General features: G+C 67.6%; 22 protein-coding genes and 1 tRNA gene. 8 read left to right on the forward strand and 15 right to left on the reverse strand.

The window, feature by feature from the left end:
• The first annotated feature begins 188 nt into the window (after positions 1–188).
• A complete protein-coding gene (locus ACYVII_RS12790) occupies positions 189–1,544 on the forward strand; it encodes an MFS transporter (RefSeq protein WP_460535606.1) in 1,356 nt (451 codons plus the stop codon).
• Here ACYVII_RS12790 and ACYVII_RS12795 read toward each other — a convergent pair.
• The 3 genes from ACYVII_RS12795 to dcd all read right to left on the reverse strand — a co-directional run bounded on the left by ACYVII_RS12795 (position 1,537) and on the right by dcd (position 3,865).
• Positions 1,537–2,577 carry a Gfo/Idh/MocA family protein gene (locus tag ACYVII_RS12795; protein WP_460535608.1) on the reverse strand — a complete coding sequence of 347 codons (1,041 nt, stop codon included), beginning with the start codon at positions 2,575–2,577 and terminating at the stop codon, positions 1,537–1,539. The two genes, ACYVII_RS12790 and ACYVII_RS12795, sit on opposite strands and share 8 nt — an antisense overlap.
• 77 nt (positions 2,578–2,654) lie before the next feature.
• Positions 2,655–3,197, reverse strand: coding sequence for a hypothetical protein (locus tag ACYVII_RS12800; RefSeq protein ID WP_460535612.1), 543 nt, complete (start codon positions 3,195–3,197; stop codon positions 2,655–2,657).
• Between the two features lie 29 nt (positions 3,198–3,226).
• The gene (dcd, locus tag ACYVII_RS12805) at positions 3,227–3,865 is read right to left on the reverse strand and encodes a dCTP deaminase (protein WP_460535614.1); all 639 of its coding nucleotides are present in this window, start codon (positions 3,863–3,865) and stop codon (positions 3,227–3,229) included.
• A 92-nt stretch (positions 3,866–3,957) separates the two neighbouring features.
• On the opposite strand from dcd, the gene ACYVII_RS12810 reads away from it, so the two are divergent.
• A tRNA-Gly gene (locus tag ACYVII_RS12810) sits at positions 3,958–4,028 on the forward strand.
• A gap of 154 nt (positions 4,029–4,182) precedes the next feature.
• Here the strand turns inward: ACYVII_RS12810 and ACYVII_RS12815 are convergent.
• Positions 4,183–5,367 (reverse strand): GTPase, encoded by a 1,185-nt coding sequence (locus ACYVII_RS12815; RefSeq protein ID WP_460535616.1) that lies wholly within the window; start codon positions 5,365–5,367, stop codon positions 4,183–4,185.
• 185 nt (positions 5,368–5,552) lie between these two features.
• Positions 5,553–5,921: a VOC family protein gene (locus ACYVII_RS12820; RefSeq protein ID WP_460535618.1), complete on the reverse strand. Its 369-nt coding sequence runs from the start codon at positions 5,919–5,921 to the stop codon at positions 5,553–5,555.
• A gap of 75 nt (positions 5,922–5,996) precedes the next feature.
• Here ACYVII_RS12820 and ACYVII_RS12825 point away from each other — a divergent pair, with 75 nt between their 5' ends.
• On the forward strand, positions 5,997–6,440 hold the full coding sequence (locus ACYVII_RS12825; RefSeq protein WP_460535620.1) for a MarR family winged helix-turn-helix transcriptional regulator: 444 nt from the start codon (positions 5,997–5,999) through the stop codon (positions 6,438–6,440).
• Positions 6,441–6,624: 184 nt separating this feature from the next.
• Positions 6,625–9,096, forward strand: a complete 2,472-nt coding sequence (locus ACYVII_RS12830) for an HAD family hydrolase (RefSeq protein WP_460535623.1) — start codon at positions 6,625–6,627, stop codon at positions 9,094–9,096.
• A 28-nt stretch (positions 9,097–9,124) separates the two neighbouring features.
• On the opposite strand, the gene ACYVII_RS12835 is transcribed toward ACYVII_RS12830, so the two are convergent.
• Entirely contained in the window at positions 9,125–9,661 is a 537-nt protein-coding gene (locus tag ACYVII_RS12835) for a hypothetical protein (protein WP_460535625.1), read from the reverse strand.
• A 223-nt stretch (positions 9,662–9,884) separates the two neighbouring features.
• On the opposite strand from ACYVII_RS12835, the gene ACYVII_RS12840 reads away from it, so the two are divergent.
• The 4 genes from ACYVII_RS12840 to ACYVII_RS12855 are packed head-to-tail and all read left to right on the forward strand — an operon-like array spanning position 9,885 to position 13,107.
• Entirely contained in the window at positions 9,885–10,619 is a 735-nt protein-coding gene (locus ACYVII_RS12840; protein ID WP_460535627.1) for a hypothetical protein, read from the forward strand.
• Positions 10,620–10,672: 53 nt separating this feature from the next.
• Entirely contained in the window at positions 10,673–11,077 is a 405-nt protein-coding gene (locus tag ACYVII_RS12845) for a hypothetical protein (protein WP_460535630.1), read from the forward strand.
• 24 nt (positions 11,078–11,101) lie between these two features.
• Entirely contained in the window at positions 11,102–11,926 is an 825-nt protein-coding gene (locus tag ACYVII_RS12850; protein WP_460535632.1) for a hypothetical protein, read from the forward strand.
• Positions 11,923–13,107, forward strand: a complete 1,185-nt coding sequence (locus tag ACYVII_RS12855; RefSeq protein ID WP_460535635.1) for an OmpA family protein — start codon at positions 11,923–11,925, stop codon at positions 13,105–13,107. Before ACYVII_RS12850 ends, ACYVII_RS12855 begins: the two co-directional genes overlap by 4 nt.
• 4 nt (positions 13,108–13,111) lie before the next feature.
• Here the strand turns inward: ACYVII_RS12855 and ACYVII_RS12860 are convergent, their stop codons facing one another.
• The 9 genes from ACYVII_RS12860 to ACYVII_RS12900 form a co-directional block, all read right to left on the reverse strand.
• The gene (locus tag ACYVII_RS12860; RefSeq protein WP_460535638.1) at positions 13,112–13,633 is read right to left on the reverse strand and encodes a DinB family protein; all 522 of its coding nucleotides are present in this window, start codon (positions 13,631–13,633) and stop codon (positions 13,112–13,114) included.
• A gap of 112 nt (positions 13,634–13,745) precedes the next feature.
• Positions 13,746–15,095 carry a serine hydrolase domain-containing protein gene (locus ACYVII_RS12865; RefSeq protein ID WP_460535640.1) on the reverse strand — a complete coding sequence of 450 codons (1,350 nt, stop codon included), beginning with the start codon at positions 15,093–15,095 and terminating at the stop codon, positions 13,746–13,748.
• A 159-nt stretch (positions 15,096–15,254) separates the two neighbouring features.
• Positions 15,255–16,577 carry an ATP-dependent DNA helicase gene (locus ACYVII_RS12870; RefSeq protein ID WP_460535642.1) on the reverse strand — a complete coding sequence of 441 codons (1,323 nt, stop codon included), beginning with the start codon at positions 16,575–16,577 and terminating at the stop codon, positions 15,255–15,257.
• Entirely contained in the window at positions 16,574–18,607 is a 2,034-nt protein-coding gene (locus ACYVII_RS12875) for a cytochrome c oxidase assembly protein (RefSeq protein WP_460535644.1), read from the reverse strand. The genes ACYVII_RS12870 and ACYVII_RS12875 overlap by 4 nt, the downstream gene beginning before the upstream one ends.
• 323 nt (positions 18,608–18,930) lie before the next feature.
• A complete protein-coding gene (locus ACYVII_RS12880) occupies positions 18,931–19,218 on the reverse strand; it encodes an HU family DNA-binding protein (RefSeq protein ID WP_146321257.1) in 288 nt (95 codons plus the stop codon).
• A gap of 645 nt (positions 19,219–19,863) precedes the next feature.
• The gene (gene rpsN, locus ACYVII_RS12885; protein WP_460535647.1) at positions 19,864–20,169 is read right to left on the reverse strand and encodes an uS14 family ribosomal protein; all 306 of its coding nucleotides are present in this window, start codon (positions 20,167–20,169) and stop codon (positions 19,864–19,866) included.
• Positions 20,170–20,172: 3 nt separating this feature from the next.
• Entirely contained in the window at positions 20,173–20,340 is a 168-nt protein-coding gene (gene rpmG, locus ACYVII_RS12890; protein WP_146321261.1) for a 50S ribosomal protein L33, read from the reverse strand.
• Positions 20,340–20,576 (reverse strand): 50S ribosomal protein L28, encoded by a 237-nt coding sequence (gene rpmB / locus ACYVII_RS12895; RefSeq protein WP_210895839.1) that lies wholly within the window; start codon positions 20,574–20,576, stop codon positions 20,340–20,342. Before rpmB ends, rpmG begins: the two co-directional genes overlap by 1 nt.
• A 236-nt stretch (positions 20,577–20,812) precedes the next feature.
• Positions 20,813–21,220, reverse strand: coding sequence for a Fur family transcriptional regulator (locus ACYVII_RS12900; RefSeq protein ID WP_460535649.1), 408 nt, complete (start codon positions 21,218–21,220; stop codon positions 20,813–20,815).
• Between the last annotated feature and the right edge of the window lie 2 nt (positions 21,221–21,222).

A 21,222-nucleotide genomic window follows, 5' to 3' on the forward strand; every position in this document is an offset into this window, starting at 1 on the left:
GTTGCCGCGCGGTAAAGCGACCAAAGGCGTCCACGATTCCCGAGGCGTCGACGCTCCGCGCCCACCCAGTCACTCGCCGGCCCCTGCCATGCCATGATCGCGCCTGACGCCGCTCAACTGACTCCATCGGCTCGGCAATGCGAGCAAGCTCGCATTGCTCTCGCCTCAGTCGCCAGTAAGGTGTGCGCATGAGCGACGTGGCCGGCGCCGGCAGAGATGCGGCATCCCCTGTCATCCCACCCGACGGCGCGCCGATCCTCCCCACGCGCACCGGCTTCGGCCGGGTACTCGCCTGGGGTGCATGGGACTGGGGATCCTCCGCCTTCAACGCCGTCGCCACGACGTTCGTGTTCACGGTCTACCTGACGAGCAAGTCGTTCGGCGACAACACCCAGCTCTCGCAGCTGCTCAGCTGGACCATCACGGCGGCCGGCATCATCGTGCTGCTGCTCGCCCCAGTGCTCGGGCAGCGCACCGACACCTCCGGCCGGCGCAAGCTCTGGCTCGGGGTGAACACCGGCGTCGTCGTGGTCTGCCTCGCGCTCATGTTCTTCGTGCAGGCCGCACCCGCGTACGTGTGGCTCGGCCTCGCGCTGCTCGCGATCGGCACCGTGTTCTTCGAAATCGCGGGCGTCAACTACAACGGGATGCTCCGCCAGATCTCCACACCGAAGACCATCGGCAAGGTGAGCGGCCTGGGCTGGGGCATGGGGTACGTGGGCGGCATCGCGCTGCTCTTGATCGTCTATTTCGGCTTCATCCACCCGAGTGTCGGCCTGTTCGGGGTGACCAGCGCGAACGGTCTGTCGGTTCGTGTCTCGATGCTCATCGCGGCGCTCTGGTTCGCGGTGTTCGCGCTTCCCGTTCTGTTCGCCGTTCCGGAGAACCGCGCGCTTGCCGACTTCGGCCGACCGCGCGTCGGCTTCTTCCGCTCGTACGCGGTGCTCGGCCGAGACATCGCCCGCCTCTGGAAGACCAGCCGCCACACCGTCTACTTCCTGCTCGCCAGCGCGATCTTCCGCGACGGCCTCACCGGCGTCTTCACGTTCGGCGGCGTGCTCGCAGCCGGATCGTTCGGCTTCTCCTCCGGCGAGGTCATCATCTTCGCCATCGCCGCGAACGTCGTCGCCGGCATCGCCACCATCGCGGTCGGCACGCTCGACGACCTGCTCGGACCGAAGCCGGTCATCCTGACATCCCTCATCGGACTCGTCGTCTGCGGCTCGCTCGTCTTCGTGCTGCACGGCGGCGGCCAGATCGTGTTCTGGACGCTCGGCCTCGCCCTGTGCCTCTTCGTCGGGCCGGCGCAGTCGGCCAGCCGCACGTTCCTCGGCCGCCTCATCCCGCCTGGCCGCGAGGGCGAGGTCTACGGCCTGTATGCCACGACCGGCCGGGCCGCTACCTTCATCGCACCGCTAGCGTTCGGCCTCTTCGTCACCATGGGCGGCAAGCAGTACTGGGGCATCCTCGGCATCGTGCTTGTGCTCGCCATCGGACTGGCCGTGATGATCCCGGTGAAGGCGAAGCAGGACCAGCTCAGCTGACCGGCATCCAGGCACCGCCCGCCCGTAACGAGTCGCGGGCGGCGAGGGCGGTGCGGAGCGCGACCATCGCGTCCACGACCGGTGCGATCGTCGACGGGGTTCCGGATGCCACGCACTCCAGAAAGTGCGCCGCCTGCCTCGCGTAGGGGTTGGTGGGCACCGGGTGCGCGGAGTTCGAGCCAACGGGGACGATGCGGCCGGTCATGGTGCCGCGGCCAACGATCCGGACGGCGCCTTCCTCGGTGGCGGCTTCTCCTACATCCGCCCCACCCCGCACCGTGAACTCCTCCGTGGGTCGCTCTCCGCCGATGAAACGCGTCGCGATGACGCCTGCGTCACCGGTTACTTGCAGGGCAGTCGCGAACGAGATCGCAATGGGCATCCGTGCATGGCTCATCACCTGGGCGAGCTCGCCGTCGTCGTATCGCACCGTCGTCTCCACGGGGCCGAGCGGGTGCGTCGCAGCCGCCCTGACGCCGGTCGGCTGCCCGAGCAGCAGGTTCGCCTGATCCAGATCGTGGATGCCGAGGTCGACCGCGACCCCGCCGGACTGCTCCTCGTCGAACCACCACGGGGTGTCTGGCGGCGCGATCATGCGCTCCGCCCGCACATGGAACGGATGCCCCACCGCACCCGCCTCGACGAGCTCGCGCACGCGCACGTAGGCGTCGAAGAACCGCACGACGTGTCCGACCATGAGCACGCCAGCGGATTCTCGTGCCGCCTTGACGATCGCCTCCGCGTCGTCCACGGCGAGCGCCATCGGTTTCTCCAGCAGCACGTTCCTGCCCGCGCGCAAGGATGCCACGGCGAACTCCCGGTGCGTGCGGGTCGGCGTGCAGATGGTCACGATGTCGACGGACGGATCGCCGAGCACGACCTCGAGGTCGGTCACGGTGCGGGCGTCCGGGGCATCCCGCAGCGAGGCACCCACCCGGCGCGAGACGAGGTACGACACCTCGGCACCCACCTCGCGCCAGGCGGCCGCCTGGGCTGCGCCGATGGTTCCGGGCCCGATGATGGCGACGGTCATGGGGTCATCCTCCCAGGAGCCGATCGCGATGCGCCTGCCGGTGAAGGTTCTGCTCCGCGAGAGCTGCGAGGGCCCGCTCAGTCCAGCCGCTCGCCCTCGAGGTGCTCGACGAGCTTCCACGTGACGCCGCCGTCGTCGCTCACCCAGCCGTCGAACGCATAGCTCTGGGCCGAGACCGCGCTGAAGTTCCAGCGGATGGGCCGCTCGTCGTTCTGCGTGCCGTCCTGCCGGATGCCGTCGCGCCAGCCCTGCGCCACGAGGTTCGCGTACTGGTTGAGCGCGGGTGAGAAGTAGCTCACGCGCACGATGCCCGCCGTGGGGTCGTAGACCCGTACGGCGACCGCGATGGTCTGCGGGCGGCCATCCTTCTCGACGACCTCGAGGTCTTCGATCGCGCGACCGTCCATCACCCACGAGACCAGCCAGGTGAAGTCGCGATCGCGCCACTCACCGGTCGGCTCGTCGAGCCGTCGACCGCGCACGTGCCACGAACCGACGAGCTGGCCGAACCGGGTCATCCGCTTCGGATGCTCCGGCGACGGCCCCGCGCTGACCAGGGCATCCGTGAACATGCCGCGCGCCTCAGCGCGCATCGGATCCGCGCCGCGTTCGTCGTCCATCGGCTCGCCCTCCTGCGTGTTTCGAGTGGTCAGCTCCCGGTCGGTGCGGTGTGGCGTTCCGGAGCATCGGAGTCCGTGCTGATCTCGGTGCCGCTCACATCCGTGCGGTGGAAGCCCAGGAACGAGCGGGATGCCGTCGGCCCGCGCTGGCCCTGGTACCGGGAGCTGTACGCGGCGGAGCCGTATGGCTGCTCGGCCGGCGACGACAGCTGGAAGAAGCACATCTGCCCGATCTTCATGCCCGGCCAGAGCTTGATCGGAAGGGTGGCCACGTTGCTGAGCTCGAGCGTCACGTGCCCGGTGAAGCCGGGGTCGATGAAGCCGGCCGTCGAGTGCGTCAGCAGGCCGAGGCGGCCGAGCGAGCTCTTGCCCTCCAGGCGCGCCGCCACGTTGTCGGGCAGGGTCACGCGCTCGAACGTCGACCCGAGCGCGAACTCGCCGGGGTGAAGGATGAACGGCTGGTCGCCGTCCACCTCCACGAGGTGAGTCAGCTCGGGCTGATCTTCGGACGGATCGATGAACGCGTACTTGTGGTTGTCGAACAGCCGGAAGAAGCGGTCGAGGCGCACATCGATGCTCGACGGCTGGATCATCGCCGGATCGTAGGGCTCCAGAGCGATGCGTCCCGCGTCGAGCTCGGCCGTGATGTCGCGATCGGAGAGCAGCACGTGTCCAGGCTAGCGGCGATTGGGCTGAGAGCCGAGGGCGCGACCTCCGGATGCCGTCGGCTACGATGATGGATGCCGCCGCCGCGCGGCACGCGGATGTAGTTCAATGGCAGAACCTCAGCTTCCCAAGCTGATAGCGCGGGTTCGATTCCCGTCATCCGCTCTCATGCGTTATGCCGGTCGCCGTTAGGTGGCCGGCATAACGCATTTGTGTGTGCAGTGAATCGAACCCTTGGGTGGGCCCACGCCGCCGGAGGCTCCGAGCGCCGCGGAGCGGCGGTTGGAGGGGCGGTGGGGACGATTCCCGTCATCCGCTCTCATGCGTTATGCCGGTCGCCCGGCCCGGCGATTCGATGCTCCGTCATCCTGCGGACGACATCGAGGAAGCTCGGGGCGTATCGCCCCCAGGAATCGGCGATGTTCGCCACATCCAGCTTGCCGGTGTGCACCTGTTCGCACAGTCGCAGCCATCCCTCGCCGGTGGCGACCGTGACCGCGAAGGCGACTCCCGCGTTGATGACGCTTCCCGCACCGGGGATCAGCTTGAGAAAGCTGCGCGCCAGCGCCTGACCGGTGAACTGCACGCCCAGCTGGGCGAGGGCTCCTGCGGATAGCATCGTCTTGAGCTCGAGGTCGTAGATGGCCGCGATCCGGCCCATCATCGTCAACTGGATCGGTGCCAGAATCGCCGCGTCAGCGATCGGAACAGGGACAGCGGCAGCTGCTGCGGCCGCCCCCGCAGCAGCTCTGATGACCGGGCGAGCCAGCTCGCGCTTCCAAGGGAGGTTGAGTCGTTGAGCGATGCGAAACGCATCCTTCTCGCTCTCCGGTGAAAGTGCGAGGGTTTCCGTGACGAGTTCACCGAGGCCGTGCCCCTTGCCCTTTCCGTGCTTGTCCCGCACTGACGTCAGGATCACTCGCTGAATCGGGATGTCGATCGGATGCCCGTTCTCGTCGACGGGATCCTCCAGCCACTGCTGAAACTCGTTGGCGTCCGACGAAGCGGAGCGCTTGCCGGTGATGGCGCTCTTCGTCCAGTCGACCTTGGTCAGAACGACGATGACCGGCAGACCGGCGGCATCGAGTTCGCGGATCATGCCGATGTCAGAAGAAGTCAAGCGGTCGGCGTGAGAGAGCACGCAGTACCAGACCACGGAGATCTGCTCGATGGCCGGCCGCTCCGAGATCGTCTTGAGGTGCTCTCGGAGAATGTCGCTCGGGGCATCCTGCGATCCGATCTCGAAGCCTTCGAGATCCCAGATCCCGAGCGAATCGTCGTGGTAGTAATGCACGCCTCTGGTCACCGGCAGCCCCTTGCCGACCTTCGCCAGGTCGCGCCCGAACACCGCGTTGACGAGCGAGGACTTGCCAACGCCCGTGGCGCCGACGATGGCAAGGTTGAAGCGGCCGTACCGCGATTTCGCTTGAGAGTTCGCCTCGATAAACGGCTGTTCATCGAACTCGGGCGTCCCCTCGCCGGAGCCTTCTGGTTCTGTCGTCATATTTCGGCCGCCCTTCTCGTGGTTGCCACTCGACGCCGATCCCCATGGAGCGCCGGCAGCGGATGCCACCACTTCAGCATCGCGGATCGGCACGCTTGATCGACAGGAGTTGCGGAAGGCACCGTTCGTATGGTGCGGCGCGGGAGGGACCGTGCCCGGTCGTGGGCTCAGCTCCGACCGTGGGCTCAGACCCGGTCGTGAAGCGTGACGTGGTAGCCATCCGGATCGGCAAAGGTGAACGTACGACCGAAGGGCCCGTCGATCGGGGCCGCGACGATCGTGTGACCGTCGGCGACGAGAGCGTCGTGGATGCTCTGCACGTCGGTCGCGTGGAGCCAGATCGCCGCGCCGATGCCCGGCTGGGACACGGAGCCGAGGTCGGTGCCGGGCACGACGTCTCGCAGCGCGAACGCGATCGGCGTCGTCTCGAAGACGACGGCGTGCGGAGGGCCGGCCTGCGAGCGGACCAGACCGAGGTACTGCTCGTAGAACGCCCGCGACGCGTCGAGGTCGCGAACCTGGAGGGAGATGAAGTCGGGACCGGTAACAGGCATGGTGATTCTCCTCGCTTCGCCTGATCGAGTTGTGTCAGTTTTCTGACACGCTCGACTCTATGTCAGAATGCTGACATGAGTCAAGACGGTGTCGATCTGGAGACGTCGTTGGGCTACCTGCTGAAGGAAGCCTCCAGCGCGCTCCGCGTTGCGATGGAGGCCGTGCTGCGGCCACTCGGGATGACCGTGACGCACTACTCGTGCCTCGAACTGCTCGCCCAGCGTCCCGGGCTGTCGAACTCCGAACTCGCACGAGGGGCGTTTGTGACACGGCAATCGATGAACGTGCTGCTGCAGACCCTCGAGCGTGACGGTTACGTGACCAGACCGGCGGAGGCTCCCGTCGGGAAGGCTCTGCCCACTCGATTGACACCGCGCGGCAGGCGGAGCCTCGAGAAGGCATCCGCCGCCGTCCGATCGGTCGAGCTCAGAATGGTCAGCGACCTGACTCAGGACGAACAGGCCGTGGCGCTACGGATCCTGCGGAGCATGATCCAGGGCCTGCGCGACGACTCATAGCAGCAGGAACCAGTTCTCGCCGACCCATTTAGCCGCGCCCAGGATCGTCGACGCTGACGTCAGCCGTCGATGCCATGGGCGAATGGGGGACTGCTCCACGCAAAGTGCTCCATTATGCTCGCATCGGGCGGCGCTGATGCCGCTGAGCGTGCCTCGATCCGCCAGAGTGTCGAGGGGGGAGACGATGACCGACACGGCCGACGCGACGCTCGGCCTGACGTCGGCCGAGGTCGCCGAACGGGTGGCAGCCGGGCGTACGAACGCGTACACGGATGCCACCAGCCGCTCCGCGTGGAGCATCGTGCGCGCCAACGTGTTCACCCTGTTCAACGGCATCATCGTGGCCTGCTTCGCCGTGCTGCTCATCCTCGGGCGATGGCAGGATGCCCTGTTCGGCCTGAGTGCGATCGCCAACACGATCATCGGTTCCGTTCAGGAGTTCCGTGCCAAGGCCGCCCTCGACAAGCTCGCGTTGCTGCACGCTCCGACCGCCCGGGTGATACGCGACGGGGAGCTGCGCGAGGTGACGCTGGCCGAGGTGGTGCTGGACGACATCCTCGTGCTCCGGGCAGGCGACCAGATCGCCGCGGACGGCGTGGTCGTCGACTCGTCGCGGCTGCAGGCCGACGAGTCGATGCTGACCGGGGAGTCGGATGCGGTCGACAAGCAGCCGGGCGGAGAAGACGGGACAGGCGAGGTGCTGAGCGGGTCGATCGTGGTCGGCGGCGAGGGCACCGTGCGCGTCACCCGGGTGGGCGCCGACTCGTTCGCCAACAAGCTCGCCAGCGAGGCGAAGCGGTTCTCGCTGGTCGCGAGCGAGCTGCGGCGGTCGGTGGACAAGGTGCTCAAGTTCCAGGCCTGGATCATCGGCCCGGTCGCCCTGCTCGTGCTCAACGCGCAGATCTTCGTGTTCGGCGGCTGGCCAGAGGCGATCCGCAGCGGCGACTGGCGGCAGGCCGCTGTGAACGCGATCGCTTCGGTGATCGCGATGATCCCGCTGGGCCTCGTGCTCATGACGAGCATCGCGTTCGCGGTCGGAGCGGTGAAACTCGCCGCGCGGCAGGTGCTCGTGCAGGAGCTTCCGGCGGTGGAGGGCCTGGCCCGCGTCGACGTGATCTGCCTCGACAAGACCGGCACGCTCACCGAGGGCGAGATCGTGTTCGATCAGGCGCATCCGGTGTCCCGGTCCGTTTCAGGACCGCTCTCCGCCGTGGAAGCGCAGGCCGTTCCGGACGCGGGGTCCATGCCGCGCGGATGGGAGCAGGTGCTGGCCTGGTACGGCGCCGAACCCGATGCGAACGCCACCGCGCGATGCCTCGCCGCCGTCTACCCGACGGAGGGCGACCTGGAACCGGAGGCGCGCATCCCGTTCTCCTCCGCCCGCAAGTGGAGCGCGGTGTCGTTCACCGGCTCCGCCGAAGGCACCTGGGTGCTCGGCGGGCCCGAGATGGTGTTCCAGGGTGCCGCACACGAGGAGCTGCGAGGTAGGTCGGTCGAGCTGGCGGCATCCGGACGACGCACGCTCGTGCTCGGGCACTGCGCCGCGACGCTCACGCCCGAGCACGTCGACGCCGAAACGCTTCCCGCCGAGCTGAAGCCGGTCACGCTGCTGACGTTCCGCGAGAGCGTCCGCTCGGACGCCCTCGAGACCCTCGGCTACTTCGCATCGCAGGGCGTGGCCGTGAAGATCATCTCCGGCGACAACCCGCAGACCGTCGCTGCGATCGCCCGGGAGGTGGGGCTGGATGCCCCGAGCGGCTTCGACGCCCGCGAACTGCCCGACGACCAGGATGCCCTCGCCGCCGAGCTAGAGCGCCACACGGTTTTCGGCAGGGTCACCCCGACCCAGAAGAAGGGCATCGTGCAGGCGCTGCAGGCCGCCGGGCACACCGTCGCGATGACCGGGGACGGGGTGAACGACGCGCTGGCCATCAAGGAGGCCGACATCGGCATCGCGATGGAGTCCGGCTCGGCCGCGACCAAGGCGGTCGCGCGCATCGTGCTGCTGGACGGCAAGTTCGAGCACCTGCCCGGCGTCGTCGCCGAAGGACGTCAGGTGATCGCGAACATCGAGCGCGTCTCGATGCTGTTCCTCACCAAGACGGCGTGGGCCACGGTGCTGGCGATCGTGTTCGGAATCAGCATCATGCAGTTCCCGTTCCTACCGCGCCAGCTCTCCGTGGTCGACGGCCTGACGATCGGCATTCCGGCGTTCTTCCTGGCGCTCATGCCGAACACACGGCGCTACATCCCCGGGTTCCTGCGTCGCTCGCTCAGCTTCGCGGTGCCTGCCGGCCTGGTCGTCGGCCTGGTCGTGTGGTGGTACGCGTGGGCGGCCGGCGGTGCGGGCATCCAGCAAGACGAACTGCGCACCGGGTCTACGCTCATCCTCACGATCATCGGGTTGTGGATTCTCGTGGTGCTCTCCCGGCCCATCGACGGATGGAAGATCGTCATCATCGGCGCCATGATGATCGGCCTCATCGTCGTGTACGCGGTGCCGCTGGCACGCACGTTCCTCGGGTTCGCGGACCCCTCGCTCATCACGACGCTGCTCGTGATCGAGCTGTCCATCGTCGCGATCGCGGGCGTCGAGGTGGTGCGCTTCATCCACCGCCGCTACGTGCGACGTCATGGCGGATCGGGCGATTACTGACGCCACCGCTTGTCGAGCTCTTCGGAACCTACAGCCCGGTCTGCCGGCGCGCGGCATCCTGCGCGCTGATGTGCGCGAAGTAGCGCCCACCGCGCCCCACCCAGAGCACGACCGTGGTGAGCACGGCGACGGCCATGAGCGCGATCTCGAACCAGTACGACGTCGCGTCGACGACGAGCGCGACGATCGCCAGCGCGAACTCCGCCGCCATCGCGATCGTGGTCAGCACTCGCGCGTAGTGCTTGCCCCTGGTCAGGGCCGACGCCATCGCGATGATGAAGAGCCCGAGAAGGATGACCACGGCTCCGATCAGCGTGACTCCGAACGACCCGCCGAACATGCCGTTGTCGACCACGTAGCGCAGCAGGATGAACAGGATGCCCACCCCGATCGCGAGGAACCCCGCGATGTAGGTGAGCACGACGACGGCGATCAGCTCTGCAGGCGGGCGGTGCCGCACCGGCGGATGCGGCGAGGGCCCCGGCTCCTGGGCCGGCTGGTCGGGCTGAGCGGGCGGATCCGGCGAGAGACGCGACGGATCGTTCGCGGGCGTTCCCGTGGTCATGCTCTCACCTTATGTTTCGCCCTCCAAGGGATCACCCATCGATCGGCGCCGCTCGGCTCGCCGTGCGCCCCAGTTCGAGTGACCCGACGGGTCGCATAACGCGCGCGTCTCGATTCGCCGAGCGTCTTATCAGGCTCATGGCGATCTGTCATCCGGCACGCCTACCGTGTATCTCCTCGGTGCGGCCGGATCGGATCCGTCCGCGACGAAGAGGAGGTCTTCCGTGTCGGATGCCCGTGCACTGCGCGTCCCGCGCACGCCTCGCGCTCCATTGCGTGTCGGCGTGCTCACGCGCACCCATCTGAGGCGGCTGGCGAAACGGGATGCCCGTGCTGGCGTCCCGCGAGCCGCCTACGAAGCCGAGCCGGTCGGCGATCCCACTCCGACTGTCGCAGCTCTGCAGGCGCACGCCGCCACGTACGCTCAGCGTGAGGGGCAGCGGTTCTTCACGGATGTTCGGTCCCAGTGGATGGAGCACGAGGCCCTTGCTGACACGATCGTGCGCGAGCAGCGCGAGTATGCGGAACGATCCAGCGCACTCGAACGGGCGGCGACCGAAGCGCTGCACGATGCGATCGCCAGTGCCATGGCGCACCCCGACCTGACGAGTCCCGCCCACGAGGATCTGCGGAGACTCGAGCGGCGCATCCAGCGCGATCACCGCAGGTCGGCGCACCTCAAGGCGATCATCCACACGAGGTTCACGGTGGCGCGACTGCGCGCCCGCCGGTACTTCGACTACTCGGACGAGAAGGCGGCCATCTACTGGGGCACGCTGCGGCGCGTGCATCCTGCCGCCGAGAACATCAGCGACCGGCCGCCGACACTGGCACGCCCCGCGTGGCTCACGGTCGACGACAGCCATCGAGCGCTGGACCTGTGGCACGGCACCGACCTGTTCGGTGGTGCGATCGCGGCCGCACACACAGGCAACGGCAGGGCGGACGCCGCAGGCTGAGCCTGGAGCGCACGACACAGGAGCGCGCCGGCCGCGCAGTCGAGGAGGGAACGATGTCGAAACGGAACCGATTGGGGGCCGTCGTCGCCGTGGTGGACACGCACGACGCGTTCGGGCTCGAGACGGTCGAATACCGCCTGCCCAAGGCGAAGCGGCTGTCACGAAGGCTGCGCTGGCGCCTATGGCGCATGAGACGCTCGCTCGACGTGGAGACACTGGATGTCTTCGAGCACGAGATCTCCGCGTTCGAGAACGCCGGTCTCGCCGACCTTGCCAGGCAGCGTACACGCCACGAGTCCACGTGCGAGGCGCTGCAGACCATCGCACGCAGCCGCATCGAGCTCGTCGACGGCGCGCTGCGCTCCGTGCACGCGGACCTCGGCAAGGCCGAGGCGGAGGCGGGCATGCTCGAGCGCAAACTGGCCGCCCGCGATCCGCAGTTCCACAGCTACGCCTGAGTTCACGGCTTCAAGGGGGATGACATGGCTCGCGACATCGTGATGAAACCGCCGCGGAGCGGTCCGCGGCTCGGACGCCTTTCGCCGCTTGCCCACGTGATGGTCTACGTGCTGTTGCTGGGCATGATGGCGGTGGACTACTACCTGCTGTCGCAGACGCTCACGCTACTGTTGCGCAACGACAGCCAGTACGGGTCGATCGGCGCGCTGATGTACATCATCACCGCCGGAATCTCGGCCGCGATCGTCACCATCCCGCACCTGATCGCCGTGCTGATCCGACGCATCGAGAGCGGCATCAGCACCCGCGGCTGGGTGGCAGTCGTGCTCGGACTCGGAGTGCTGTGGGCGGCCATCCTCATCGTCGTCACGCTCGCCAGGATCAAGGCGGGTATCGACGCGCAGGCGGCGGGCGGGCTCTCCGGCCTCGTCGGCACCGGACAGACCACGCCCGCGGCAGGCTTCTCGTGGACGGCGCCCGACACGATCATGGCGTTCTTGATGCTGGGCGTTCTCACGACCTCCGGGGCGTTGAGCTTCGTCACCGCCTGGCTCACGACGCGGCCGCTGGTCACCGCCGTCGAACGCGGATGGCGTCGGGTCGCCCGCTTGCGCCAGTATCGCGATCGCCTGCTAGCCGAGCAGTTGAAGGCCGCCGAGGCGGTCGCCCAGCAGGCCGCGCAGGATGCCGCCGATCGCCGGCGCTACGAGCTCGCTCAGGACACACTGCGCTCGCAGCTCGAACAGGTGCGCGCCCAGCTGGCGACGCGGCTAGCGCAGCGGCAGCGGGATCCGCAGGGAACGAGCCAGATCATCCACGAGCTGCAGCTGAGAAGGGAGCCGCAGTGAGACATCCGCTCCGCCTCATCGCCCCTGCCGTCGCGGCCTGCCTCGTCGCCGTCGCGCTCACGGCCTGCTCGTCGGCCGCTGCATCGACGGGACCCTGCAGTCAGGCGAACAAACGGAACCTCGGTGTCGTCGCGGGAAGCACCGCGAACGAACCGGCGACGCAGCTGCCGGCATCCGCGACCCAGCAGCTGCAGGCCACAGGGCAGAGCAACGGCAGCGTAACCATCGTGGTGCCGTCGGGCAAGCCGGAGGCGCGCGGAACGACGCTGCTCGGTTCGAGTGCCAACGACGACATCGTCTGCAAGAGCGACCAACGCAACAAGCTCGCGCAGGTGACGAGCTACATCCAATCGCTGAAGGCATCCAGCCCGGAGGTCGACTTTCTCGACGCCATCGACCAGGCGGCGCGCAACCTCGGCACGAACTCGATGGGCGTGCTCGTGATCGGGAACGGACTGCAGACGGTCGACCCGCTGAACTTCGCCGTGCAGGGCCTGCTCACCGCGGACGCGACGCAGGTGGTCGCCGACCTGAAGTCGAAGGGCGAGCTGCCGACGGATCTGAAGGGCGTCACCGTCTACTGGTCCGGCCTCGGCGACGTCGCCGGTGCGCAGCAGCCGCTCACCATCACGGCGCGCAGCAACCTGCAGGCGATCTGGGCGGCGATCGTCACGGCATCCGGCGGCACGCTCTCGGTGCTGCCCGAGCCGGCATCTGGGGCGGCGGCATCCGGGCTGCCCGCTGTCACCGCGGTGCCGGTTCCATCGACGGCCACGAAGACGGACTGGTCGCAGCCGATCGTCGTGCGCGACAGCGATCTGCTCTTCGTGAAGAACACCGCCAGGTTCTCCGACCCGTCAGCGGCCCAGAAGGTGCTCTCCGACCTGGTTCCGTCCATCGAGCAGAACGGTCAGGTGGTCACCATCACCGGCACGGCTTCGAAGGACCAGGCGACCAGCAACACGGCCGATCTCGCGTTGTCGAAACAGCGAGCGGATGCCGTCAAGCAGGCACTCGTGACCCTCGGTGTGCCGTCATCCCTGCTGGCGACGGCCGGAGTGGGTCACTCCTGGTGCGGGTTCAAGCCCGAGACGGATGCCACGGGCACGTACTCCGACGCCCTCGCCGAGCAGAACCGCACGGTCATCCTCACGTCGCCCGGGGTCCCGCTCTGCGCGTGACCTGCTAGCGCGGGCGCACATCCCACAGGTGGTGCACCGGGTCGTGGATGAAATACCTGGCCAGCGACTCGACGGTGAAGACGCTCCCGTCGCTGCGGCGGCCGCTTCGGGCCAGAGCGGAGTCGGGAACCGCCTCCCAGGCATCCGCGATCGCTGCCGCAGCCTCACGGAGTTCGCCGCTGACGACGGCAGGATCCTGTTCCCCGTAGCGTTCGGCGACCGCGGTGGCGTCCTGATCCCAGTTCTCGAACTCGGGGTCGTCCTGCGTCAGCAGCAGCTGCAGCCGGCGACCCATCACCCGGTAGACGTCGCGCACGTGCGCCGCGTACTCCAGTGGCGACCACGTGCTCTCGTCGGGACGCACGCGTACGTCGTGCCGCTCGAGCACGGGCATCCACCCCGCGGCGTTCTCCCTCGTCAGACGCGGGATGTCGCGGAACCCGACCGTGCTGGCGTCGAATCCGCATTCCGGGCAGGCGCGCTCGAGCACCCAGGTCCAGTTCTTCGTGTCGGGGACGATAGCCATGCCTCGAGGCTATCGGCGATTGAGGGGAGAGCCGTAGGAGCTTGCTCCTACGGCCGACCCGACCCCGGCGGTGAGTGGCGCAGCCACGATATCGGCGAGAGCCGATTGAGCGTCAGTTGGGGGGCAGCGGCTGATACGCCGCTGTCGTCGCCGCCGCCGGTGTCGGAGCCGGGGGTGAGCCGGCCGGTCTGCAGACCGCGAGCTGATCGAGGGTCGCCTTGGCGTCATCCGCCTTCCACGGCAGCGAGATCGTGGGCGCCTTGCGTCCGTCGGTCGGCTTGAATCCCGCGGCGATGGCGCTGAGCTCCATCGCGAGCGACTGCGCATAGGCGGCGCCCGACGTCGAATTGTTCAGCATGACCACGACCGTGAGCCCGGACTGCGGGTCGCTCAGCATGGCCGTGATGAACCCCGGTACCGCCCCGTCGTGCCCGCGCATCGGGCCCAACTGGATGCCGCCCATTCCGTAGCGCTGCCAGGCCGCGGCCTTCGCACCGAGCGGCACGGACTTCCATGCGGCCTTCTTCGCGTCTCCCTGCAGAAGGGACGCCGTTGCGAACGACTGTGCGAACGTCTTCAGGTCGCCGAGAGTGGAGACCACACCCTTCGCCGTCCAGGTGGCACTCGGAGCGAGGTCGGTGTCGTCCATCACGGTGCCGCACTGCGGGGCGCCGCTGACGGGATCCAGCGACGTGGCATAGCCGTGAAGACCGGATCCCTGGAGGTTCGCCGAACTCGGCAGGCTCGACGACGACATGCCGAGCGGGTTGAACACCTCGTCCCGGTAGAGGGTGGACCAGTCCTTGCCGGTGGCAGCTTGGAGGGCCATGCCGAGCAGGATGTAACCGGCGTTGGAGTACGACCACTGCTGGCCCGGTGTGCCGGTGCGCGGCTCGCCCAAGCCGCTCGAGACGAGCTCGAGGGGCACGTAGGTGCGTAGCGGGTTGTCCACGAACTGGGGGGCGAGCGCTGCGGAGTAGTCGCCGAGGCCCGACGTGTTCTGACACAGCTGCCCCAGCTTCAGATCGTCGATGCCGACCAGCCGTGGCAGATACTTCGACACCGGATCGTCGAGCGACACCTCACCCTTCTGCACGAGCGACAGCAGTACCGTGCAGGTCATGGGTTTGGTCACCGAGCCGATGCGCCACGCCATGTCGGGCGTCACCGGGTTCTTGCCCTTCGTGGTCGTCGTGCCCAGCCCTGCGGTGTAGCTTCCCGCCCACGGCGCCCACACGCCCACGATCGCGCCGGATGCTCCCGCCAGCTTCATGGCATCCGTCACGGCGGTTTTCACGGCGTTCGCCTCATCGGATGGCACCGTGACGGATGCCTGCGACGGCACCGGTGCGGCCGTCCCGTTCCCGGTGCATCCGGCCAGCGCGAGCGAGGCGGCCATGACCGCGGCTACTCCGGTTGCGAGCAGCGCGTAACGCCGGTTGCGCCCCTCACGCCTTGGCATAGCTCTCCCTCAGGTTCCCCCCGGCCACTAGACGTGTGTCTGGGCCGACCTGTCTTCCAGCCTAAGCCGACAGCCGTCGGAGAGGAGGCAGCGAGGGGTAACGAGACGACAACGGACGGACGGAAATCATCCCTTCGGCTGAGGCACTTCCGAGTGTGGTCAGACCACAGCGCCGGCAGCCGGGGTCGCGGCTCCGCCGCTCATGAAGCGGTCGACGTCGCGGTCGACCATGATGTCGCCCGGGCGCAGGGGACGGGTGAGGTAGAGCCCTTCCAGCGAGGTGAGGCGGCTCAGCGCCACGTATGTCTGGCCCGGGCTGAACGCCCTCGCACCGAGGTCGACGATGGCGCTGTCGTACGTCTTGCCCTGCGACTTGTGGATCGTGACGGCCCACGCGAGTCGCAGCGGGAACTGCGTGAACTCGGCGGCGACATCCTTCGTCAGCTTCTTCGTGAGCGGGTTGTATGTGTACTTGTACCGTTCCCAGACCGCGGGCTCCACCTCGTGCACGTCGCCGTCGACATCCACCCACACGTTGGTGTCGATGCGCACCACGGTGCCGATGGTGCCGTTGACCCAGCGGGGAGGGTCACCGCTCTGGCCGGTGTCGTTGCGCAGGAACATCACCTGCGCGCCGACCTTCAGCTCGAGCGTCTCGTCGGCCGGGAAGTTGCGCTGCCCGAAGTCGCCGGAGATCTCCGCCTTGGCCGTCAGCACGCGGCCGGGCAGCTTCCGCAGGGCAGTCGCGTTGATGCGGTTGACCGTGTCGTTGCGGGTGGCGAGCGTGATCGTGCCGTCCTCCGGCTGCGGCCGCGCGCCCATGGCATTGAGCCGATCCGCGATCTCTTTCGTGACGCGTCCGTGGCGCACGGCGTTGAGCATGAGCTTGAAGTCGAGCTCGTGCTGCCGGTGGATCTCGCTCAGCTCGAACCGGCGAAGGGATGCCTCCTCCCACACCTTCGCGTCGAAGAACCACATCGACCGGTAGTGGTCGGCGAAATACGCGCGCTCCTCGGCGTCGCCGGGAACCGGCGCGAGCTGGTACGGGTCGCCGAACAGCACGATCTGCACACCACCGAACGGCTCGAGCTTGCGCTGGCGAGCCTGGCGGAGCGCTCGGTCGACGGCATCCATCAGGTCCGCGTTGACCATCGAGATCTCGTCGATCACGAGGGTGTCGATGGTGTTCAGCAGCCTGATGAGCTCGCGCGGCTGGTCCAGGTCGTTGTCGGCGATGACACCGATCGGCAGCCGCATCAGGGAGTGGATCGTCTGACCCCCCACATTCAGCGCCGCGACCCCGGTCGGTGCGCTGATGACGAGTTGCTTCTCGGTGTTCCAGGCCAGATGGTTCAGCAGAGTGGACTTGCCGGTTCCGGCGCGTCCCGTGACGAAGACGTGGTCGCGGGTGTGCTCGATCGCGTCGAACACCGCAGCCTGTTCGCTCGTCAGAGTGACGGCATCCGCTGTCACCGTGCTCAACGCTGGGGCTCCTTCGCTGCACGCGTCTGTGCTGCCTCGTCGTGCCGCACCGCGGCGCCCGCCCCTGGATCGGGATCGTCGGACGCCATGCGCTGCAGCATCGCATTGTAGGCGACGAGATCGGCGTCGCCGCTTCGATCCGCCTGCCGGTCGCGGCGTTTCGTCTCCTTGGCGTCGCTGCGGCTCCACTGGATCGCGACGGTGATCGCGAGCGCGACGGTCGGGATCTCGCCGATGCTCCACGCGATGCCGCCGGCCAGTTGCTGATCGGCCAGTGGCGTCACGCCCCAGGTGCGGCCCATGGCGCCGTACCAGTCGGCGAGGAACAATCCGTCAGTGGTCATGATCGAAAGGCCGAAGAACGCATGGAACGCCATCGTGGCCAGCAGCAACACCAGCCGCATGGGGTACGGGAACCGGTACGGGACCGGGTCGATGCCGATCAGCGACTGCACGAACAGGTAGCCGGTGATGAGGAAGTGGATGATCATCCACTCGTGTCCGATGTGGTCGGTCGTCGCCCAGCTGAACAGAGGTGAGTAGTAGAACACCCAGAGCGAACCGGCGAACAGTACGGCGGCGGTGATCGGATGCGTGAGGAACGCCGCGATCTTCGAGTGCACGACCAGCAGGATCCACTCGCGCCCGCCACGCGACCCGTCGGTGCGTTTCCTGATGGCTCGCACCGCGAGCGTCACGGGGGCGCCGGGCACGAGGAGCACCGGCACGGCCATCGTGAGCAGCATGTGCGCGAGCATGTGGCTGGAGAAGAGGTACTTCTCGTAGACGTTGATGCCGCCGTTGGTCACCCAGAGCAGCGCCAGAACGCCCGCAATCCAGGCGATCGTGCGTCCGATGGGCCAGCTGTCGCCACGACGACGCAGCCGGATGACGGCTGCGAGGTAGAAGAAGATCGCGAAGCAGCATCCGATCAGCCAGAGCGGATCGATGTTCACGCCGAACAGGTAGCGGGCGAGTGTGACCGGTGGCGGCAGCGGCTCGCCGGTGAGCACCTCGGCCGGGGTGGGCTGCGAGACCGGCACTTGCGCGACGGGTGTGGCCGTGCGGGCGAGCGCGGCGGCGACACCGGAGGCGACGCCCATGAACGCGAGCTCTGCGGTGACGATCCACCAGAACGGTCCCCGGCTGCCGACTCGCTTCAACCGGTCGATCATGTAGCGGCGCCAGAACAAGCCGAACAAGCCGAGCACGGCGAGCGCGAACACCTTGACCAGCACGAGCACGCCGTAGGCGGTGAGCAGGTTCTCCAACGTGCCGACGCGCAGATCGGCGTTGATGATGCCCGAGAAGGCGACGACGACGAAGCAGATGATCGCGAGCGTGGAGAACCGCTCGAGCACCGTGACGAGGCGGTCCTTGTCCAGTGTCTTGCGGATCAGCACGATCGTGACCAGGCCGCCGATCCAGATGGCGGCGAACACGAGGTGCAGTCCGAGCGACGTGATGGCCTGGTCGTGGCCGGCCGTTCCAGCCGCGTGGCCGCTCAGCGCCATCGGGATGAGCGTGCACAACGACACGATGGTCACGAACGCGATGGCCGTGTGGTTGCGCACCGCGAAGCAGAGCACCGTGGTGGTCGCGGCGATCAGCGTGATGGCCAGCCACACTTGCCCGATGGCGATCTGGGTGGCGAACTGGCTGATTCCGTCGCTGAACGACTGGTCGAATGCGAGCGCCGAACCCGTCACGTCGAGGTAGGTGAGCACACCGGTGATGGCGCTGACGACGGTCATGATGGCAGCAGAGCCGGCCGCGACATCCAGAGCCTTGTCGTACTCCGGTTTGCCGGGGCTGAGCGCGAAGCACGCCATGAACAACGAGCCGATCATGGCGGCAGCGCTCAGGTTCACGAAGAGGTTCGCGATGGGCAGCCCCCAGCGCACGACCGGCCCGGGGTCGAGCAGCGCCGGCGCCGACGCCGCGCCCCCGTACGCGAGCGCCACGAGAATGGCCGCCAGTGCCGCCACGACGAGTGCGACGGGGCCCGCGACGCGCTGCACTCTTCTCACCCGACAAGCGTAGGCGTTGCAACCTTGACGCCGGGCGAGACCGGATGCTCGTGTGCACGCGCGCACGTCAGCGCGAGCCTGTGGAGGGAAGGCTTCGCACCCGCCCCCTGGCGCCGACCACCCTCATATTGCCGAACCACCCGCAGATCCGCGGAAAAGCGAGGGTGCGTCGGCGACTTGCGGGTGGCTCGGCGACATGCGGGTGGGTCGGCGACATGCTGGCGGGTCGGCGACATGAGGGTGGCTCGCGCAGCGTGTCAGGGAGTTGCGACGGGCATGCGAAAGGGGATGCCGGCGAACCGACATCCCCTTGTCGAGTACGGCTACTTGACGGAAGCCTTGAGCTTGCTGCCCGCGGTCAGCTTGACGCGGTGGCCGGCCGGGATCTTGATCTCGGCGCCGGTCTGCGGGTTGCGGCCCGTACGCGCGGCCGTCGACGTGCGCTCTGCGGCGAGCCAGCCCGGGATGGTGACCTTGCCCCCGCCTGCGACGGTCTCGGCGATGGTCGCGAAGAAAGCGTCGACCACAGCCCCCACGGCGGCCTGGCTCTGACCGGTCGACGCGGCGACCGCCGCCACGAGCTCGGTCTTGTTCAGCGACTTGTCAGCCATTGAGTGTCCTCCTCGGACGTTCTGCTGCTGGGCAGCGTTTTGTTGATGAAGTTCACGGCGATGAGCCGCATGGTGTGGTTCTCGCGAACCGCCCTCAAGGTACCAACAAACCGCGTAATTCCGCGGATTTCCGGGGATTCTGAGGCCAGAACCGCGTGTTTCGGGGCATCCTGCCGCCTCCAGCAAGGGTTATGCACAGAATTCGCCGAGTTATGCACAGGCGACTGAGGCGAGAGCCGGGCGAGCTTGCTCGCTTGGCCGAGCCGATGGAGCCTGTTGAGCGGCGCCAGCCGCGAGCACAGGCGACTGAGGCGAGAGCCGGGCGAGCTTGCTCGCTTGACCGAGCCGATGGAGCCTGCCGAGCGGCGCCAGCCGCGAGCACAGGCGACTGAGGCGAGAGGCAAGCGAGCTTGCTCGCTTGGCCGAGCCGATGGAGCCTGTTGAGCGGCGCCAGCCGCGAGCACAGGCGATGCGACGGTCGCCCGAAAACAGGCATGATCGCGCTCTCCTCGTGAAGACAGGCAAATTTTGCCTGTTTCCGGGAGATCTGCCTGTTTTCGCGAGGCGGGAGTGTTCTCCGGCTCGGTTTGCACATGCAAAAGGGGCGCCGTCCCGAAAGACGACGCCCCTCAGCGCTGCTGGTGCCTACCAGCTGGACTTCGTGATACCAGGCAGCTCGCCACGGTGGGCCATGTCGCGGAAGCGCACACGCGAGATGCCGAACTTGGTCAGCACGCCACGCGGACGTCCGTCGACGGCGTCGCGGCTGCGCAGACGCACCGGCGACGCGTTGCGCGGAAGCTTCTGCAGGCCGACGCGGGCCGCCTCGCGCTCCTCGTCGCTGGAGTTCGGGTTGATGAGGGCCTTCTTCAGCTCCGTACGCTTCGCGGCGTAACGGTCGACGACCTCCTGGCGCTGCTTGTTGCGCGCGATCTTGCTCTTCTTAGCCATGCTCTACCGCTCCTCGCGGAATTCGACGTGCTTGCGCACGATGGGGTCGTACTTCTTGAGCACGAGACGGTCGGGGTCGTTGCGGCGGTTCTTCTTGGTCACATAGGTGTAACCGGTACCGGCCGTCGAACGAAGCTTGATGATCGGGCGGATGTCCTGCTGCTTGGCCATCAGATCTTCTCCCCACGGGCCAGGATGTCCTTGACGACAGCCTCGATTCCACGGGCGTCGATCACCTTGATGCCCTTAGCGCTGACGTTCAGCGTGACGTTACGGCGCAGGGACGGCACGTAGTACGTCTTCTTCTGCACGTTCGGGTCGAAGCGACGCTTCGTGCGTCGGTGCGAGTGCGAGATGTTGTGTCCGAAACCGGGCACAGCTCCCGTCACCTGGCAGACAGCTGCCATGATTTCCTCCATCAGTACCGAAGGGCGGATGCCCTTCCCAAGATCTCTTGTCGGCGCACACAACGACTCATCGCTTTCGCGAAGAGGGGATTGTGTGTGCGAACTGCGCAGAGGAGCCCGCGCAGACGAAGAACCATTCTACGCGACACGCCGCATCCACCCAAATCGCGTGCCCCGGGACCAGGCCCCGGTGGCTCGACATGACACTCGCGGCGCAAGAGCGCAAGCTGTCATGTTCACGGTTCGGATGGCCGCCTGGATGCCTGCGAGCACGTGGCGCAGAGACCGAAGACGTCGACGACGTGGCGGGCATCCGTGAAGCCGTGTTCGGAGGCGACGGACTGCGCCCACTGCTCGACGTCGTCCGCGGCGATCTCGACGGTCAGGCCGCAACGGCGGCAGATCAGGTGGTGGTGGTGACCTGTCGTGGAGCACGCGCGGTAGAGCGCCTCGCCCTCCGGAGACTGCAGCGAGTCCGCATCGCCCTCCGTCGCCAGGTCGGCCAGCGCACGGTAGACGGTCGCCAGGCCGATCGACGATCCGTGGTCGCGCAGCTCGTTGTGCAGGTTCTGCGCGCTGACGAATCCCTCGTTGGAGGCCAGCGCTTCACGCACGGCCTCGCGCTGCCACGTATTGCGCTTCATGG

The organism is Humibacter ginsengiterrae, assembly GCF_054780115.1.